Origin of the sequence: Moritella yayanosii, assembly GCF_900465055.1 — a bacterium.
Classification (GTDB): domain Bacteria; phylum Pseudomonadota; class Gammaproteobacteria; order Enterobacterales; family Moritellaceae; genus Moritella; species Moritella yayanosii.
This window is the reverse complement of record NZ_LS483250.1, coordinates 2,564,865-2,580,273: the sequence shown is the minus strand read 5'-3', so window position 1 is coordinate 2,580,273 and position 15,409 is coordinate 2,564,865. Positions and strand designations below refer to the sequence as shown.

The window sequence follows — 15,409 nt, the reverse complement described above, 5'->3', positions numbered from 1 at the left end:
GTATTAACTTGTCGTCATTATACATAAGTCATTATGTATAATGTGCTGCAATTTCTTCGAGTACTTGTAAGGTCCAAGTGGCAATACGTTCATCAGTCTGATCGTATTGGCTGTCGTCATCGAGTGCGAGACCGAAAAACTGGTTTTCATCTGCAGTTAACGCTTTTGAAGCCACGAATTCATAACCTTGGTTTGGCCATTGGCCGATAAAGTGAATGCCTTTATCTTGTAACTCGTCAAATAGCATGCCCATCGCATCCAAGTACCATTCGCTGTAGTTAACTTGATCACCAAGACCAAATAGCGCGACGGTTTTCCCTGCCAGGTTAATGCCTGCAATATCAGACCACAGATCGCCCCAGTCTTCCTGAAGTTCGCCATAATCCCAAGTCGAAATACCGAATATAACGACGTCATAGGTTTCTATATCCGTAAAACCAGAGTCTTTTATGTCATGTAAGTCGACCAGTTCTGCGCCAATTTCAGCTTGGATCTTTTCTGCAGCTATGGTGGTATAAAAAGTAGTGGAGCCGTAATATAAACCGATTTTCATTATCTACATCCAAAGACAGTGTTGCTAATCATACTATGTGCTAATAAATACGATGTGTTAATCATGCTCTGAGCGATCAGTTGCTCATCGTTACGCATAGTAGCACGAGATAATTGTACTATAATTCATGTTTATTTATACAGTGTTGTTATACTGTTCGCATAGTAATGGAAATAAAAGCATAGGGCATTGGCTTGGAAAAAATTGAAATAATAGAACAGTTTTTAGATGTTATGTGGCACGAGCGCGGGTTGTCAGACAATACTCTGAGCTCTTATCGTAATGATTTAAACCAATATCATCACTGGTTAGTGCAACACAAGCAGCAATTATTAACCGTTGATCGGCTTGAAATCCAAGCATTTATGGCAAGCCGTTTTGATTTAGGCTACAAAGCCAGTAGTACCGCGCGTCAGCTGAGTGCGATCCGTCGCTTCTATCAATATCTCTATCGTGAGGAGATGCGCGATGATGATCCGACCGCCTTACTCATTAGCCCGAAACTACCGCAGCGTTTGCCTGACGATTTATCTGAAGCGGAAGTGAATGCATTATTAGCTGCACCAAAATTAGACGATCCGATCCAATTACGTGATAAGGCCATGATGGAGGTGTTATATGCCACAGGATTACGGGTATCAGAATTAGTTGGCTTGAGTATGGAATCTGTGAGCTTACGCCAAGGGTTAGTGCGTGTGACCGGCAAGGGCGGTAAGGAACGCTTAGTACCTATGGGAGAAGAAGCTGTGTATTGGACTGAGCGCTTTATTGCCGAAGGTCGCGCGACGTTATTAAAAGGGTTAACGTCTGATGTGGTGTTTCCTTCCCGACGTGGCAACTTTATGACTCGGCAAACTTTTTGGCATCGTCTTAAGCATTATTCACAAGTCGCAGGGATCACAACGCATTTGTCTCCACACACTTTGCGTCATGCGTTTGCCACCCATTTATTGAACTATGGCGCCGATCTTCGTGTCGTACAAATGTTACTTGGTCACAGTGATTTATCCACCACACAAATTTATACCCATGTGGCCACCGCACGATTAGAGCAGTTGCATAGTGAACACCATCCTCGTGCGTAATTGGGAATGTTGACACGGCATTCGCAAGGATTAGGGCTAGTGATAAATAATGAATTCTGTTAATTTATCGGGCATAGATATCCATTAAGGATAAGAGCGGAGAACATATGTTAAAGAAATTAATGATTACAGCAATCGCTGCAGGTTTGGTGGGGAGTTTTGTATTTGGGGTCAATAGTGCACCGCAACAAGCAACACCGGCTGTGCCGACTACAACACATACTATGCCTGCGACAGACGTTGCACTATCTGCCCAGCAGCTCGATATCTCACGCTTATTAGCTGAAAAACTTAATTTTAAAGTATCGAGTGTCAGTGACAGTGTTATCCCTGGTTTGTTTGAAGTTGCGACCGACCAAGGTATCTTTTATGTCAACGCGGATGTTTCTAATCTTATCCAAGGTTCACTTTATCAAGTTGATGATAATGGCGTCACAGATCTAACCGAACAAGCCATGGGTAAAGTACGCCAGCAAGCAATACAAGCATTCGCTAATGATACCATTAACTACCCAGCTGAACATGAACAGTACAGCATCACGGTATTTACCGATATTAACTGCGGTTACTGTCGTAAGTTACATAACGAAGTCGCGCAACTTAATCAGCTTGGTATTAGCGTAAAATATTTAGCCTTTCCACGCGGTGGTCTCAACTCTAAGACTTACCAAGATATGGCGTCAATTTGGTGTGCTGAAGACCGGGCTCAAGCGATGAATAATGCCAAACGTGGTGGCAAGGTCGTTCCTGAAAGTTGCACCAATACCGTGGCTCAACAATATGAACTTGGTCGTCGTTTAGGCGTGACTGGTACGCCTGCTATTGTGTTTGAAAATGGACAAATGCAACCGGGTTATGTGCCTGCTGCGCAGCTTCTTAGTATTCTAACCAGCGTGGATAAATCTTGAAAAAACAAATTAAACGTCGCGATAACGTCGATTGTGACGGTATATCAGCAGCTGTACCTGCATTATTACGTCAAATCTATGCCAATCGTGGTGTGACGTCGGATCAAGAATTAGAGAACGGGGTTAAACATTTATTACGTCCCAATCAGTTAAAAGGCATGACAGCCGCGTGTGAGTTATTAGTCAGCGCGTTAATGCAAAATCAGCGTATCATCATTATTGGTGATTTTGATGCAGATGGCGCCACGAGTACTGCATTGTCGATGCTGGCTTTGAAAATGCTTGGTTATCGTAATATTGATTTTTTAGTCCCTAATCGCTTTGAGTTTGGCTATGGTTTAAGCCCTGAAATTGTGGATCTGGCTGCCGAAAATGGCGCGCAACTGATCATGACGGTGGATAACGGTATTTCCAGTATTGCGGGTGTTGCTGCCGCGAAAGCGTTAGGCATTAAAGTGCTTGTGACCGATCACCATTTGCCGGGCAACGAAATACCGGATGCAGATGCGATTGTTAATCCCAACCAACACGGCTGTACATTTCCAAGTAAAAATCTTGCTGGCGTTGGTGTGGCCTTCTACGTCATGTTGGCATTGCGCAGCGCACTGCGTGAACAAGATTGGTTTGCCAAGCAAGGTTTAACCGAGCCAAACTTAGCTTGTCTACTGGATATTGTGGCACTGGGTACGGTTGCTGATGTGGTGCCGTTAGATGCGAATAACCGTATTTTAGTCCATCAAGGTCTACAGCGTATCCGCGCCGATAAATGTCGCCCCGGCATTAAAGCCTTGATCGAAATTGCCAATCGTAATCAAGCTCAGCTTTGCGCCAGCGATCTCGGTTTTGCATTAGGACCAAGATTGAACGCGGCAGGACGTCTCGATGACATGTCAGTTGGCGTTGCCACGCTGTTGTGTGAAGATCTCAATAACGCGCGTCGTTTTGCCGGTGAACTGGATAGCCTGAATGAAGAACGTAAAGAAATTGAAAGTTCGATGCAGCAAGAAGCTTTGGCTATTCTAAAAAGTGTCGATTTTGATGCCGGACAAGTACCTTACGGTATTTGTCTATTCCAAGATGATTGGCACCAAGGTGTGGTGGGATTAGTCGCATCACGCATTAAAGAGCGCTTCCACCGCCCTGTTATCGCTTTTGCTGATGCTGGCGAAGGGGAAATCAAAGGCTCAGCCCGTTCAATACCAGGCTTGCACTTACGTGATGTCTTGGAGTTACTCGATACCCGTAATCCGGGCATGATCTTGAAATTTGGAGGTCATGCGATGGCGGCTGGTTTGTCTTTACGGCTTGATTGTTATGATGAGTTTGCCAAACAGTTTAACGACTTAGTGCAGGAACTATTAACAGAAGAGCAGCTAACTGGCGTGGTATTAAGTGATGGCGAATTACCGAATGAGCAGCTGTCATTACCAACAGCGGAACTAATCAAAGAAGCTGCGCCCTGGGGACAGATGTTCCCTGAGCCGATCTTTGATGGCATCTTTAAATTACGTGAACAACGTCTTGTGGGTAAAAAACATTTAAAAATGATGTTAGAGCCAGAGCAGGGTGGACCGTTAGTGGATGCGATTGCCTTTAATGTTGATTTAGAAGTATGGCCTGATGCCTCCGTGCAGAAGATTGAGTTAGCCTACAAACTTGATGTGAACGAGTTCCGTGGTAAGCGCAGCTTGCAGTTTATGGTTGAGTATTTGCAGCCATTACGCTAATAACTATTTATTAGCTCAGGTTGATAGTTTTTGACGATTGAAGTATTAGTTTTAATCGTCTTTAGCTATCTGTTTTTTGCCGTTATAGTTATTACCTCTTCGACAGCAATCCTGCTTATGATAAGGATATAGACCATGACTATGCAACGCGTAATGAATAAAATGAAAATTAATGTTCCGAGTATTCCATGTGGTACGTCACTGGTCGCCGTGGTTGATTTGTTTGTTAAACACCAGATTAATGCGGTGCCGGTGGTGGATTTGACAAATGAAGTGATTGGCTTCGTCTCTGAATCAGATTGCCTACAAGCACTTATTAGTGGCAGTTATCACTGTGATAAACCCGCGATTGTGAACGATGTGATGAGTAAAAATGTTGTTAGCGTATCGCCACAAGACAGTATTATTGATATTGCTATTCGCATGACAAAAGACAATCTGAGTGTGTATCCCGTTGTAGAAGGTCGCCAGTTGGTTGGTATCATTCGTCGTGGTGATATACTGCAAGTATTGGCAGAAAATAATAATCAATGTAGTCAAGTCAGCTAACCTCGTTGGTTGCATTATTTTCAAGCCATGCTCCAGTAGCGTGGCTTTTTGCTATGTTACTGCGCTATATGTTCCTCTGTTTTTATGTATGCCTATTTATTTTCTTATATTATCGATTAATTTGCTGTTTTTTTAATCTTCCTCTGTATATCCGCGAGCGAATTCGGTAAAATTTGTTGTTGTATAAAATCCCATAGTTAGCACTATACACTTAGCTGAATGCTGATGAACATATCGATATTCGCATGCATAATGTTGAGTACCACTAAAGTAGAGCAGAATCATGTTTGAAGTAAATCCAGTACTGAATAAATTAAAGGAGCTAGGCGAACGCGCTGAGCTGCTTCGGGGGTACCTTTGACTACGATGCAAGTAAAGAGCGTCTAGAAGAGGTAACTGCGGAATTAGAGTCATCGGAAGTATGGAATAATCCTAAATACGCCCAAGAATTAGGTAAAGAACGCGCGTCGTTAGAATTGATCGTCAAAACGATTGATGATCTCGGCACGGGTTGTGATGACGTTGAAGGCTTGGTTGAACTGGCAGTTGAAGCTGAAGACGAAGAAACATTTGCTGAAGCACAACATGAAATTATCGATTTAGAAGCACAACTGGCTAAACTTGAGTTTCGTCGTATGTTTTCTGGTAAACATGATGCAAATGATTGCTATCTTGATATCCAATCTGGCTCTGGTGGTACCGAAGCACAAGATTGGGCAAACATGCTATTACGTATGTTCTTACGATGGGGTGAGGCACACAAATTTAAAGTTGAGCTGATCGAAGTATCATCTGGCGATGTAGCCGGGATCAAAGGCGCGACTATCCGTTTGGGTGGTGAATATGCTTATGGTTGGTTACGTACCGAAACCGGTGTGCACCGTTTAGTGCGTAAATCACCGTTTGATTCAAGTGGCCGTCGTCATACTTCGTTTGCATCGATATTTGTATATCCAGAAATTGATGACAGCATCGAGATTGATTTGAATCCATCTGATTTACGTATTGACGTTTACCGTGCTTCGGGCGCGGGTGGTCAGCACGTAAATACCACGGAATCTGCCGTACGTATTACTCACTTACCCACGAATCTTGTTGTACAATGCCAAAGTGATCGCTCGCAACATAAGAATAAAGATGCGGCGATGAAACAAATGCGGGCAAAATTGTTTGATCATGAAATGCAAAAGCAAAACGCGGAAAAACAAATCGCCGAAGATGCGAAATCAGATATCGGTTGGGGCAGTCAGATCCGTTCATACGTACTGGATGACTCACGCATAAAAGATTTACGTACTGGTGTTGAAACACGCAATACACAAGCCGTTTTAGACGGTGATTTAGACAAATTTATTGAAGCCAGCCTGAAATCAGGCCTGTAAAAAATAGGGTTAAACAATGACTGAACAGTTACAAGATGAAAACAAACTGATTGCAGAACGTCGCGCGAAATTAGATCATATCCGCACCAACTGTAAAGCAAATGGCCACCCTAATGACTTCCGCGTAAAACATAAGTCGGCAGATTTACAGGCTGAATTTGGCGATAAAAGCAAAGAAGAATTAGTTGAAATGCAACACATAGTAAGCATCGCGGGCCGTATCATGGCGAAACGTGGTCCTTTCCTTGCTATCCAAGATAGCGCAGGCCGTATTCAAGCCTATGCTGCTAAAGACGTGCAAAAAGCCCAAAAAGCAGAGCTTGGTGGGCTAGATATTGGTGATATAGTCGGTATTACTGGCGCACTAAACAAATCAGGTAAAGGCGATCTTTACGTTGAAATGACGGAATATAAGTTATTAACTAAAGCTTTGCGTCCATTACCAGAAAAATTCCACGGGTTAATTGACCAAGAAATGCGTTACCGTCAACGTTATGTTGATCTGATCGTAAATGAAAAATCGCGTAATGCCTTCATTATCCGTTCTAAGTTAGTAACAGCCATCCGTAACTTTATGGTATCGAAAGGTTTCATGGAAGTTGAAACACCAATGATGCACGTGATCCCGGGTGGTGCGACTGCGCGTCCATTTATCACCCATCATAACGCGCTTGATCAAGCTATGTATCTGCGTGTAGCACCTGAATTATACCTTAAGCGTTTAGTGGTTGGTGGTTTTGATCGGGTATTTGAAATTAATCGTAACTTCCGTAACGAAGGTCTATCACCGCGTCATAATCCCGAATTCACCATGATGGAATTCTATCAAGCTTATGCCGACTATAACGATCTGATGGATTTCACTGAAGAAATGTTAAGTACGGTAGCGGTTGAGGTATTAGGCGCGACAGCTATGCCTTACGGCGACCACATGGTTGAGTTCGGCGGCAAATATACGCGCATGAGCATGTTAGACGCAATCAAACATTACAACTCAGAGCACGCAGTGATCCAAGCACTGACTAATGAAGGTGTTCAAGATCGTGAGTTAATGGTTTCTATTGCTAAATCACTGAACATGAAGATAGAGAAATTCTGGACTTGTGGTCAATTACTGGAAGAGATCTTTGGTGAAACAGCTGAATCACAACTGATTCAGCCAACATTCATTACTGGCTACCCAGCAGACATCTCGCCACTCGCACGTCGTAGCGATGACAACCCATTCTTCACTGATCGTTTTGAGTTCTTTATCGGTGGCCGTGAAGTTGCGAATGGTTTCTCTGAGCTTAACGATGCTGAAGACCAAGATGCACGTTTCAAAGCACAAGTTAACGCTAAAGATGCGGGTGATGATGAAGCAATGTACTACGATGCTGATTACATCACTGCACTAGAGTACGGCTTACCACCTACAGCGGGTCAAGGTATTGGTATCGACCGTTTAGCTATGTTGTTTACGAATACACATACTATCCGTGACGTTATCTTATTCCCGGCAATGCGTCCACAAGCAAATAGCTAATTAGTGGCATCAATAATGATGCTTTAATTAATGAATATAAAAGCCCTGTGAGAGTAATCTCACAGGGCTTTTATATTAAGCGTATGTTTTTCGGCGGCTTTCTATTGGAAAGTTCGCATCATCCCCCGTTACTTATTTGATTTATTAAATGTTGTCACGGCATTTCGATAAGCCGTTATTGCATTCATACAGGCAGGCACTCCGGCATAAATGGCCATCTGTATGACTATTTCAAGTAACTCTTTCTCTGTCACCCCGACATTCAAAGACGCTCTCATATGCAATTCAAGCTGTGGCTGAGCATTACCCGAGGTGATTAAAGAGGCCACGGTGAGCATTTCTCGTGTTTTAATATCAAGCCCTGGTCTGCCCACGACATCTGCAAAAGCATAATTAACAATTAGCTTGGGAAGCTCATCATCTAATTCACCTAACTTTGAGATGACTTGATCCGCAAGGCCAGGCTGCAAGGTATTCATGATCTCTTTACCGTACTCTGATATATCGGTTGTGTGTGCACTCATCGGTTATCTCCCACTAGTTGTGAAGGGGCATCATTGATCTCACTTGGAATGATTGAAATCATAAAGAGGGATATTGCGATAGCAGTACCAGAGAAACTCATTAATACAGTGAAATCAAAGTTGGCCATTATCCATGCGCCAAATAGCGCGCCTGTACCTATCGCACTGTTGAATATGGCGACATATATGGCAGAGGCTGGAAATGCATCATCTTGGGCAATGCGTAACACCCAAGTTTGGAAGCCAACAAAAATGCCAGAAACGGATATGCCCCAAAATATAATTAACGCAAAAATAGCGGTTTGATTAAGTGAGCTAGAAAAAATACCGAGAATAAGCAAGCTTACGGCCACAATGGCAACGGATAATAAGATTAATGGTTTAAGATATCGGTCAATGAACATGCCAGTAATAAAGTTACCCATTAATCCCGCAAAACCGAATGTAAACAGTGCGATGGAAATGAAGTTATCGCTAATCGCCTTTGACGTATGTAAGTAGGGTTCAATAAAAGTGAACGCGCTAAAATGCGCTGTAATTGCCAATAATGTCGCAATATAAATCTTAGATAATATTGGGTTGCGAATAACATCTTTTAATACTGTAATGCCGATAGCATGCTGTGATTTAATGTTCGGTACTAACAATAATATCCCCAAAAGTGAGAACACACTTAAAGCAGATATTATCCAAAAAGCCATTTGCCAGCTTAAATTAGCGCCGATAACGTTAGCAATTGGGATACCGAAAACACTCGCTGCTGACACACCACCAAAAACAATAGATGTGGCGAGTCCAACATGACGGGCGGGCACCAGAGACATAGCAAGCGCGCCTATCATAGCCCAAAATGCACCATGAGCAAGAGCGCCAATGACTCTTGCTGCGACGAAAAAGTAATAGTCAGTCGTCATCGCACATAAGATATTTGAAATAAACAAAATAAACATCAGTGTGATAAGTAATGTTTTTTTCGGTAGGTTCCCCAAAAATGCAGAAGATAAAAGTGCGCTTATTGCCCCTATCCATGCATAAAATGTCACTGTGAGTCCAATCATTGATTCTGATTGTTGTAGTCCCTCTGCCATTGGTGTTAGCAGGCCAATGGGAGCGAGTTCTGCGGTAACAATAGTAAATGTTGCGATCGCTAATATGATGATTGATAGCCACATTTTTAAGTTCGATGTTTCAAAAGAACTGTTCGTTTCTGTGTTGTTCATTATATTCCCCTAATATCCATTTGAGATTTAATCTACCCGTACTATATGTCAACGTATAATACGTCAACATATAGTATGTCGACATATTATATGTTTGTGACTATTGCCATCGTGATTTGTAAAGTCTAGTGTTATGGCGTGGGTATCCCTATGTACGCGTAGATCTTAATATGTTGACTGATAGTGTGCTGGTTTGATGGATGGGTACCACGATTTTATCGTGGATAGACGGTCTTTCACGCCTAGCCCGTTTACATGTTATTACTTATCTTTGTTAGGATTGATTTGAATGCGGCTTTTTCATCTTCATCTAATGAGCTCGTCAATCCTGCTAACCAGTTAAGCTGAGATGTGACTGTTTGATCTAAAGTTGCTTTACCTTCTGCGGTTAACTTAACCGTCAGTGAACGTCGGTCTGTTCTTGATGCTTCTCGTACTGCGAAATCACGTTTTTCAAGAGAGTCAATCGTTGAGGTGATTGATGCTCTGGTTAAACCGGTTAAGGTTGAGATCTCGTGTGGTGCTGCAGACTCTTTATCATTAATCATCAGCATTGAAACAAAACGACCTTCAAGTAACTCAAATTGATTAAGATTATTAACGCACATATCTGTTAATGCGGCGCTAAGGGTAAAAAATTGACCCAGTAAAGCAATCGCTTCACTATCCATGCCTCTTTTTTTAGCTTCTTTACATAGCGTTACATACTTGGGGCTCATTAATCCGTTCTTGTTATCCATTATCATGTCCTAATATATGACGTCTTATATTGTATATGACCTTATTATATGTCAATTAACTATATAGATGGAGAATATAGTGGCCATGTTATCGTTAGTATATTTAATCATTATTCGTTGAGGGCATAGCTGCGCATGGCTTGTTCGGTATAGCGAGTCCCTTGCACTTTAAAATTAGCACTCAATGAGTTCAGTAGATCCATCTCGTCAGCGTTAAGCGTTACCTTCATCGCATTGATATTTTGCTGTAAATACTTTTGTTGTTTGGTTCCCGGTATGGGGATCACCGCAGGGGACTGATGCATTAACCAAGCGAGAGCGAGTTGTGCGAGAGTACAGGATTTGGTTTGTGCTAATTGAGTTAATGCGGTCGTTAATTTGTTATTATGACTCAGATTTTCATCACTAAATCGAGGCAGTGTACGGCGAAAATCATCCTGGTCTAATTTATCAAGGGTGCTTAATTCACCACTTAATAATCCGCGGCTGATCGGGCTATATGCAACAAATGTAATTCCTAACTCACTACATGCATCGAGGACCCCATCGCTTTCTACTCCACGGCTAAGTAATGAGTATTCTGATTGAACGGCACTGATCCCATGTTTACCTTGTGTTATATCCAATAAACATTGGTGGGCGTAGCGAATATACTCTGCGTTGGCTTCAGAGAGTCCAACGGCTTTAATCTTACCGGCTTTTAGTAATGATGCCATGGCCGACATTGCGACGAAAATCGCGTCTGGATTATCAATCACACGATGTAAATAATAGAGATCTATGGTGGTATTTAGACGTGCAATACTGGCCTCGCAGCATGCAAAAATATATTCACGACTATTATCTACACCGCGTTTTTGTACGTCGTGTTCGTCACGAATAATGCCGCACTTGGTGGCGACCACAATTTGTGTGCGGTCGGGGAGCGCTGCGATAAATTCCCCCAGTAATATTTCATTACGGCCATAACCGTAGATATCGGCAGTATCAAAGAAATTCACCCCAGAAGACACTGCACTCTGCAATAGTTGTTTATTGTGGTCATCATCGCTTTGACCGTAAAATTCTGACATCCCCATACAGCCTAAGCCTTGAGGAGTGACTATAAGATGACTATTACCAATTTTTAACATTTTCATACGGTATCCTTGTTAGTCATAATTATTATTCACCTATTTTACATTGCTAATGAAAGCGTTTGGTTAACGGTTAAATAGTACATGTCAATATAGTAAGTTACCTTACTATATTGACATGTACTATTTAACATTGTCAATAATTTTCAATATGAGTAACTCTTGGATAGTAATTAAATTACCTGGGCAGTGATTTTATCGACCCTATCCTGTGGAGCTAATTTAATGCGGGATCGTTGCTATTGATACTTATCGAATAATATTAGACAAATTAGTATTTATGAAAGTATAAGTAGTTTTGGTCTATAATTTTGGTGTATTTCTTCGATAAGTAATAAGGCCGATTATGGTTAGTTTAAGGGCATTACTATTCTGTGGGAACTTATGAAAGGAACGAGGTGAGCATTTTCACCTCGTTTTATAACGGGTATTAATCTGCTTCTACTAACGAATACGGTAATGGCATGAAGGCTAATGTGGATTCGTTATCGGTAATTTTAAACACGCTATCTGCTTCAAGGTTATTTGGCATAACACTCGAGATCAGCTGTACGCCATCGCTATAACGGTAGCTTAAGTTTACTTTACCGCTACTACGCCAGTTTTCACCCAGTTGCAATTCGATACTGTCACCACTGTTTACTTCAGTTGCAGTAGCTCCGGTTAAGATCGCCATTGCACGTTTATTAGTGCCACGGTATTTAGCACGAGCGACCGTTTCTTGTCCTGTGTAGCAACCTTTCTTAAAGCTAATACCATCATAGGCTTGTAGGTTGAATGCTTGTGGGATCTGCACGCTGCTCATTGCTGCGCTCACAATCGGTGCTGCTGCGAGGATATCCAGTGCATCCCAGAATGAACCGTCGTCGGTTGCGGCTTCGGCCAAATGTTGGCTGATCTGTTGTAATGACGCATCGCTTTTTTGTAACAATATTAAGAAGCGTGGGGTATCGCCAATAAGTCGCATCACAAAACCATTCGGTAAATGAGTGACCGCTTCTTCGCCAAGAGTAATCGCGAAGGTCTTATTCAACCACTGTTCAGCTTGTGCGCCTGCGATACCATAGAGGTTACAAAATGCAGAGGCGTCGGTCAGTTCTATTTTTGAGAATACCGCGTATTTTTTTAGTTCCGGCAGGGTGATCGCCAGTGCGTCTTTACGCATGATGAAATAAAACGAATCGCCTTTTTTAGCGACTTGGAAGGTTGACCACAGTTTGCCTTTTGGATTGCAATGACCACCCCAAGTTGTTTGTTGATCTTCTAAGCCTACCAGATCACAAGTCAATTGGCCTTGTAAATAACTTAAACGCTGCTCACCTGTTGCAGTCATTAATCCCCAGTGTGATAACTCGCTTACGATCACATTTGGTAATGCATCTGTTGATGCTAGGGTCAGTTTATTAAATTGGGTCATTGTTTACTCTTCTCTGGCTAGTTTTCTCTATGGTAGAGTGAACGCAAGCATTTGTCTTTAGAAGATCTTGTTTATTTTTGTGATAGAATAATCCTATGGACAGTTAGGATAAGGGAAAAAATGACTAAGTTAGATTCAAAGTCGCGTTTACGTTGGGCATGTCGCCGTGGCATGCTGGAATTAGATGTATTATTTCGTCCGTTTGTGGATGAAGCTTATGATGATTTATCAGATGAAGATAAATTTATTTTCCAACGCTTGTTAACAGGCGAAGATCCCGAGTTATTTGCTTGGGCAATGGGTCATAAAAAGTGTGGAGACCCAGAGTTAGCCTATATGATGGATAAAATTGTCTCAAGAGTTAAAGTGTAGCGTCACGTTACGCCCATCTAAATACTGGTTGTTGCTGTGTATTACAATACACAGCTTAGTGCTTGGTTTGTTATTAGATTGGCTGACCCTTGTCGCATTACAATTGGGTTATACCGTAGTCATTATTGCCTTGTGTAGTTATCACTGTTGGCAACATTGGCTACGCCGTCCCTGTTTTGTTTATTTCACCAATGGTTACATCCAGTTTGACGCGGGTGGTGAGTTATTTGCATTCAGCAAAGATTCTCGCAGTGCCGATCTTTTTATCCAGTTAAGTTATACCAGCCTAAATCAGGGACAAACTCAGTCGTTATACATAATGCGAGATGCCATCGACGATGCTGATTACCGTCGTCTCGTGCGCACCATTAAAATATTAAAGTAGCGGCATGATAAAAAAAAGCAGCTGAGTCGCTGCTTTTGGGTGTTTTATTTGCGATTTACGGCGAATGACGAACACACTATACCTTAGGCTGTAGGATAGTTGGCTGTGGTTCGTCAAACTGCTCTGGGTAGTCAAGCGTGTAGTGTAAACCGCGACTTTCTTTGCGTTCGAGTGCGCAACGGATAATTAAATCAGCCACCGTCACCAGGTTTCTTAATTCCAATAAGTTGTTACTGACGCGGAAGTTACTGTAGTACTCATCAATTTCTTGTTGCAACAGATTAACCCGGCGTTGGGCACGCTCTAGACGCTTGGTCGTTCTGACAATACCGACGTAATCCCACATGAATAACCGCAGTTCATGCCAGTTATGTTGAATTATCACTTCTTCATCTGAGTCTGTTACTTTGCTCTCGTCCCATGCTGGAATACGGTAATCTTTAGGTTTGTTGTGTAGTTTCGATAAGATGTTTTCTGCCGCAGCGTGGGCAAACACAATGCATTCTAATAATGAATTACTGGCTAAACGGTTAGCACCGTGTAAACCGGTATAAGCCACTTCACCAATCGCGTATAAGCCACGTATATCCGTTTGACCAGTTAAGTCAGTCATCACACCGCCACAAGTATAATGGGCCGCTGGTACCGCTGGGATTGGATCTGTGGTGATATCAATGCCTAACTTCAAGCAACGCTCATAAATAGTTGGAAAATGGCGAATAATAAATTCGGCCGGTTTGTGGCTGATATCTAAATACACACAGTCACTACCCAGACGTTTCATTTCAAAGTCGATAGCACGGGCAACAATATCACGCGGTGCTAATTCTGCTCGTTCATCGAAGCTAGGCATAAAGCGGGTGCCATCGGCATGACGCAAATACGCGCCTTCACCACGTAATGCTTCAGTTAATAAGAAGTTCTTCGCCTCCGGGTGGAATAAACAAGTCGGATGAAATTGATTGAATTCCATATTGGCTACACGGCAACCTGCGCGCCATGCCATGGCAATACCGTCACCACTCGAGACATCGGGGTTAGTGGTATATAGATACACTTTACTGGCACCGCCTGTTGCTAAGATAACAAAGCGGGCTTTAATCACTTCTACTTTTTCGGCGTCACGATTCCACACATAAGCGCCAACAATACGGTTGGTTGCTTGGTTAAGTTGCTTGGTGGAAATAAGATCCACCGCGTTAAAGCGTTCCATTAAGGTAATATTTGGATGTTGGCTGACATTATCGATTAACGTGGTTTGCACTGCTTTACCTGTGGCATCGGCGGCATGCAGAATGCGGCGGTGACTGTGACCCCCTTCTTTGGTAAGGTGATAGTGCTGTTCACCATTATCGTCAGCGACCTGATCAAACGGTGCGCCTTTGTCGATTAACCAGTTTAAGCTGGCGGCGGCACTGCTGGCCGTAAAGTTAACGGTATCTTCATCACATAAGCCAGCACCGGCGATAAGCGTATCGGCAACATGGCCTTCTATACTATCTGCTTCATCAAAAACGGCTGCGATACCGCCTTGTGCATAGAGGGTTGAACCTTCTGTTAAGCTGCTTTTACTGAGTACCATCACTTTAGCTTGGTCAGCGAGTTTTAGGGCCAATGAGAGTCCTGCGGCACCACTGCCGATAATCAGTACATCGCTTTGGTATTCCGCATTTGTGCTCATAGTTTCCACTCGATTTGTAGTATGCTGTTATGTCTATCCCCAAGTTACTGCAAGATATAACTTTAAGTTGGGTATTATAAGCTTTAAATCTCGGGCAATAAAAAGGTATTTTGATTTATTTGACCTTATTTTGATTTAATTGACCTAATGGCGCACTTTATTTGGCGTTAAAACGAACTTTATTTATATAACGTAGTCTGAAAAA

Annotated in this window: 15 protein-coding genes; 8 read left to right on the top strand and 7 right to left on the bottom strand. The window is 42.4% G+C overall.

Translation table 11 applies throughout. From position 1 onward, the window contains the following. Positions 1–31 precede the first annotated feature (31 nt). Entirely contained in the window at positions 32–553 is a 522-nt protein-coding gene (gene fldB / locus MORIYA_RS11975; RefSeq protein ID WP_112715473.1) for a flavodoxin FldB, read from the bottom strand. A 194-nt stretch (positions 554–747) separates the two neighbouring features. On the opposite strand from fldB, the gene xerD reads away from it, so the two are divergent. The 6 genes from xerD (at position 748) to lysS (ending at position 7,729) form a co-directional block, all read left to right on the top strand. Continuing rightward, positions 748–1,638 (top strand): site-specific tyrosine recombinase XerD, encoded by an 891-nt coding sequence (gene xerD / locus MORIYA_RS11970; RefSeq protein ID WP_112715471.1) that lies wholly within the window; start codon positions 748–750, stop codon positions 1,636–1,638. Positions 1,639–1,745: 107 nt separating this feature from the next. Continuing rightward, the gene (dsbC, locus tag MORIYA_RS11965) at positions 1,746–2,546 is read left to right on the top strand and encodes a bifunctional protein-disulfide isomerase/oxidoreductase DsbC (protein WP_112715469.1); all 801 of its coding nucleotides are present in this window, start codon (positions 1,746–1,748) and stop codon (positions 2,544–2,546) included. After that, positions 2,543–4,273, top strand: a complete 1,731-nt coding sequence (recJ, locus tag MORIYA_RS11960; protein ID WP_112715467.1) for a single-stranded-DNA-specific exonuclease RecJ — start codon at positions 2,543–2,545, stop codon at positions 4,271–4,273. Before dsbC ends, recJ begins: the two co-directional genes overlap by 4 nt. A 135-nt stretch (positions 4,274–4,408) precedes the next feature. Continuing rightward, on the top strand, positions 4,409–4,822 hold the full coding sequence (locus tag MORIYA_RS11955; RefSeq protein ID WP_112715465.1) for a CBS domain-containing protein: 414 nt from the start codon (positions 4,409–4,411) through the stop codon (positions 4,820–4,822). A 283-nt stretch (positions 4,823–5,105) separates the two neighbouring features. Beyond that, positions 5,106–6,204 (top strand): peptide chain release factor 2 gene (gene prfB / locus MORIYA_RS11950; protein ID WP_162629270.1). Its coding sequence is split into 2 segments (ribosomal slippage): positions 5,106–5,180 and positions 5,182–6,204, totalling 1,098 coding nucleotides; the frame shifts between segments, so codons are not numbered across the junction. 16 nt (positions 6,205–6,220) lie between these two features. Beyond that, complete coding sequence (gene lysS, locus MORIYA_RS11945) at positions 6,221–7,729, top strand: lysine--tRNA ligase (protein ID WP_112715461.1); 1,509 nt, start codon at positions 6,221–6,223, stop codon at positions 7,727–7,729. 128 nt (positions 7,730–7,857) lie between these two features. On the opposite strand, the gene MORIYA_RS11940 is transcribed toward lysS, so the two are convergent. The 5 genes from MORIYA_RS11940 to ygfZ form a co-directional block, all read right to left on the bottom strand. Next, positions 7,858–8,253 (bottom strand): carboxymuconolactone decarboxylase family protein, encoded by a 396-nt coding sequence (locus MORIYA_RS11940; RefSeq protein WP_112715459.1) that lies wholly within the window; start codon positions 8,251–8,253, stop codon positions 7,858–7,860. Then, positions 8,250–9,473 carry an MFS transporter gene (locus MORIYA_RS11935; RefSeq protein ID WP_112715457.1) on the bottom strand — a complete coding sequence of 408 codons (1,224 nt, stop codon included), beginning with the start codon at positions 9,471–9,473 and terminating at the stop codon, positions 8,250–8,252. Before MORIYA_RS11935 ends, MORIYA_RS11940 begins: the two co-directional genes overlap by 4 nt. A gap of 251 nt (positions 9,474–9,724) precedes the next feature. After that, positions 9,725–10,213, bottom strand: coding sequence for a MarR family winged helix-turn-helix transcriptional regulator (locus MORIYA_RS11930; RefSeq protein ID WP_162629269.1), 489 nt, complete (start codon positions 10,211–10,213; stop codon positions 9,725–9,727). 110 nt (positions 10,214–10,323) lie between these two features. Continuing rightward, positions 10,324–11,352: an aldo/keto reductase gene (locus tag MORIYA_RS11925; protein WP_112715453.1), complete on the bottom strand. Its 1,029-nt coding sequence runs from the start codon at positions 11,350–11,352 to the stop codon at positions 10,324–10,326. Between the two features lie 427 nt (positions 11,353–11,779). Continuing rightward, positions 11,780–12,766 (bottom strand): tRNA-modifying protein YgfZ, encoded by a 987-nt coding sequence (gene ygfZ / locus MORIYA_RS11920; RefSeq protein ID WP_112715451.1) that lies wholly within the window; start codon positions 12,764–12,766, stop codon positions 11,780–11,782. A gap of 120 nt (positions 12,767–12,886) precedes the next feature. Here ygfZ and MORIYA_RS11915 point away from each other — a divergent pair, with 120 nt between their 5' ends. Together MORIYA_RS11915 and MORIYA_RS11910 are read left to right on the top strand one after the other, a co-directional pair. Next, positions 12,887–13,138, top strand: a complete 252-nt coding sequence (locus MORIYA_RS11915; protein WP_112715449.1) for an FAD assembly factor SdhE — start codon at positions 12,887–12,889, stop codon at positions 13,136–13,138. Further along, positions 13,116–13,523: a protein YgfX gene (locus MORIYA_RS11910; protein ID WP_232011616.1), complete on the top strand. Its 408-nt coding sequence runs from the start codon at positions 13,116–13,118 to the stop codon at positions 13,521–13,523. Before MORIYA_RS11915 ends, MORIYA_RS11910 begins: the two co-directional genes overlap by 23 nt. 76 nt (positions 13,524–13,599) lie before the next feature. Here MORIYA_RS11910 and nadB read toward each other — a convergent pair whose 3' ends face one another. Next, positions 13,600–15,204, bottom strand: a complete 1,605-nt coding sequence (gene nadB, locus MORIYA_RS11905; RefSeq protein ID WP_112715447.1) for an L-aspartate oxidase — start codon at positions 15,202–15,204, stop codon at positions 13,600–13,602. Positions 15,205–15,409 lie beyond the last annotated feature (205 nt).

What these genes read in the sequence shown, in the direction of transcription:
- fldB (WP_112715473.1), bottom strand. Translation starts at nt 553, where the DNA reads ATGAAAATCGGTTTATATTACGGCTCCACTACTTTTTATACCACCATA.
- dsbC (WP_112715469.1), top strand. Translation starts at nt 1,746, where the DNA reads ATGTTAAAGAAATTAATGATTACAGCAATCGCTGCAGGTTTGGTGGGG.
- MORIYA_RS11955 (WP_112715465.1), top strand. Translation starts at nt 4,409, where the DNA reads ATGACTATGCAACGCGTAATGAATAAAATGAAAATTAATGTTCCGAGT.
- lysS (WP_112715461.1), top strand. Translation starts at nt 6,221, where the DNA reads ATGACTGAACAGTTACAAGATGAAAACAAACTGATTGCAGAACGTCGC.
- MORIYA_RS11940 (WP_112715459.1), bottom strand. Translation starts at nt 8,253, where the DNA reads ATGAGTGCACACACAACCGATATATCAGAGTACGGTAAAGAGATCATG.
- MORIYA_RS11935 (WP_112715457.1), bottom strand. Translation starts at nt 9,473, where the DNA reads ATGAACAACACAGAAACGAACAGTTCTTTTGAAACATCGAACTTAAAA.
- MORIYA_RS11930 (WP_162629269.1), bottom strand. Translation starts at nt 10,213, where the DNA reads ATGGATAACAAGAACGGATTAATGAGCCCCAAGTATGTAACGCTATGT.
- MORIYA_RS11925 (WP_112715453.1), bottom strand. Translation starts at nt 11,352, where the DNA reads ATGAAAATGTTAAAAATTGGTAATAGTCATCTTATAGTCACTCCTCAA.
- ygfZ (WP_112715451.1), bottom strand. Translation starts at nt 12,766, where the DNA reads ATGACCCAATTTAATAAACTGACCCTAGCATCAACAGATGCATTACCA.
- MORIYA_RS11915 (WP_112715449.1), top strand. Translation starts at nt 12,887, where the DNA reads ATGACTAAGTTAGATTCAAAGTCGCGTTTACGTTGGGCATGTCGCCGT.
- nadB (WP_112715447.1), bottom strand. Translation starts at nt 15,204, where the DNA reads ATGAGCACAAATGCGGAATACCAAAGCGATGTACTGATTATCGGCAGT.